The organism is Algoriphagus sp. (assembly GCF_024642405.1).
GTDB lineage: Bacteria > Bacteroidota > Bacteroidia > Cytophagales > Cyclobacteriaceae > Algoriphagus.
On record NZ_JAHEBC010000450.1, the window covers coordinates 1 to 2,792 of the forward strand.

At 36.2% G+C, this 2,792-nt stretch carries 2 protein-coding genes; one reads left to right on the top strand and one right to left on the bottom strand.

Annotated elements, in window-relative coordinates; genetic code table 11:
- Positions 1 to 2,388, bottom strand: a 2,388-nt coding sequence (locus Q0L68_RS19185) for a DUF5686 and carboxypeptidase-like regulatory domain-containing protein (RefSeq protein ID WP_296705860.1), incomplete at its 3' end; no start/stop codon positions are given.
- 163 nt (positions 2,389 to 2,551) lie between these two features.
- Here Q0L68_RS19185 and Q0L68_RS19190 point away from each other — a divergent pair.
- A partial coding sequence (locus tag Q0L68_RS19190; RefSeq protein ID WP_296705861.1) for an FAD-dependent oxidoreductase occupies positions 2,552 to 2,792 on the top strand: 241 nt, incomplete at its 3' end.

Genomic DNA, 2,792 nt, shown 5'->3' on the forward strand with positions numbered 1-2,792 from the left:
GAAAAACTTAAAGATATTTTCGATTCCATAGCCAAGCTCCACATATGGTTTTGTCGGATCCAGCCTTCCAAAAGTTTCCAATGGATTGCCCTCAGGATCCATATCAGGTACATTTTGGATATTTTTATCCTGAACCGATCCAAATAAGACATTTGCATTCGCTACTGCTCTCCATTTCAATTTCTTGATTGCTGGAATCTTATTTAAAAGAAAACCCTCGAAGAAGTGTCTATACCTCAAACTGGCATATTGATCCGAAGCAAATTCATTGAAATTCATCGTATTGAATGCTGCCGAAGTGTAAAACAAGGTTTCATTTCCTAAGTGATTTTTTAAGATTGGATAAGGCACTTCACCAAATACTTTTCCTGCATCCAGCTCATATCTGGAAATCCCCAACATCCCCATATTCAAGCGTTGATAGAGATAAAAACTTAATTTATCATACTTGATATCTCCGCCTAACCAATTCAACCCTCTGGCATAATTCACTTCAACTATTGGCCATTTGGAAGGTCCAAAAGACACTCTTTCATTATCATTGATAATGATGATTTCGTCTCTTCCGTACCTCAGAGAAAATTTCGCCTCAGTTGTTTTAAAACTTGATTTATAATCCCTGGTATCCTTATCTAAATAATAGAAATCGTACAACGGATCAAACTGAGCCACATTGGTGGAAGCAGAAAATAAAAACCCTTTGAAAAACTCTCGCTGGAAATTTAACCGATGATTGGTGCTTAAAAATGGTCTTCTTAAGGTTCCAAATCGGCTGGCGGCCAGGAATATACTATTTCCTTCCAAACTGGCTATCTCTAAGCCCACTTGGTCTATTTCCTTTTGGGAAGTGAAACTAATGGTGGTCCAATGAGAACGATCTAAAATCCGTGTAACGGAACCTGTATATTTTAGTCGCTCATCTTTGAAGCCGTAGGCCAAATACCCTTGAATCAGCCATTTATTTGAAAATTTTAGATTAGTCCTAAAACCAGCTCCCAAACGAATACCCTCAATATTGTTATAATTGAAAAAACCCGGCCAAGGTCCGATATCAATTTTATTCACCGGTAAATATCCTGTCGCAAAAAATTTCAACCCTTCGGAATAAAACCGGATTACAGGAATTTTTTTGAGGGTATCCACCATCTGTAACACTGCCAATTCTTCAGAACTTAATGGATCCTGTCGATTTTCACTCCAAAACTTTTCAGTTCCCAAATTAAAATCAGGCTTAAGTTCCACAGCTTGATTAAAAAACGAAGTGGGCTTGGGTTCTTCAAGCTTCACACTATCAGCAGATGTATAAAACTTTGCCAATAAGCCGGCAGTATTTGGAGTTACCTGACCAATTTTTATTTGAATTCTACTTTTTGATGGAATCAGCGGTCCAGCACTTGTGGGTACAAGCTCTTGTTGAATTTTTATTCGTTCAATAAAATTCAAATTCGTCTCTTTTGGAATGGTCAAATCAACCTGCTTTAAAGCATAGGTTTCTTTATTAATCCAAATGGTACCAGAAAAAGCCAAATCCTGTTCTCTTCTCGGATAAACTTGAAGTTTATAGCAACTATCTTGTCCAACTATTACCGAATCTAAAAGATCATAATCATAAAAAGCTTTCCAGCCATCTGCAATCGGCGAGACAAAATCCTTTTCAAGAATATTGAGCCAGTTTTTATAAAAATTGTATTCTTGGAAAGCTGATCCAGTTATTTGAGATGTAGTTGAACCATCAGTTATACCTACACCGGTGACTTTAGATTTTTCAACGATCTCTTTCCTTAATTCAGGATTATTTCTGTAATAAAATTTTGACAAGGTTTCCGAAAAGAATACTGGCAATATCTTTTCTCCTTCATCATTTGTCAATTGCTTGATGCTATCTAATACTGCGGTTACTTTTTTTACAGATCTACGTTGAGAAAACTCTTCTGAGACATGATCAATATCAATTTCTATCTTTGTATAATTATTTGTTTGATAAGCATTTAAACTCCTCTTATCAAAGTATTTTTTCTTTTCAACTGCTTTTCTAATTATTTCGAACGCAGGATTTTCTCCTGCTTCAAAAACAAAAGCCTCCATCTCAAAATCAGAAGGCCTTAATTGAAAATTTATGGTTTGTTCAGGTTGATCTAAGAGTGGTTTTGATTGACTTAAATAACCGATATAACTGACCACAATGCTATCAGAAAGTGTCTTGGCATTCAAAGAATAATTCCCTTCAAAATCGGTATTCATACCCAAGGTGGTCCCTTTCAACAATACTGAAGCAAATGGAATAGGGTCCCCGGTTTCAGCGTCAGTAATTTTACCTTTTATAATAAACTGTGCTGAGGTTTCTGTGAATATCAGAAAAGACAATAAAAATAATAGGGTTCGAATCATTCTAAGGTGATTTCTAAATCAAAATCGCATGCAAGATAAATTCTCCAAGCGAGGAAATCGTTCAAGTTTTGTTAAAAATTCTCAACCTAGTCTCCCTGATCATAAAAGAAGCTCATGAAAATGGAAAATGGCCTTGTATATTTGGGACACAAAATTGTTTACCATGATATACGACATTGTCATTGTTGGAGGTGGAATCGTTGGTTTGGCCACAGGGCTAAAAATTCAAAAATCGAATCCAGCTTTGAAAATAGCCATATTAGAAAAGGAGGATCAGCTAGCCAAACATCAAACTGGCAACAATAGCGGAGTAATCCATTCTGGTCTTTATTACAAGCCCGGCTCACTCAAAGCTACCAATTGCATCAATGGATATCATGAGTTAATCCAGTTTTGCGAAGAGG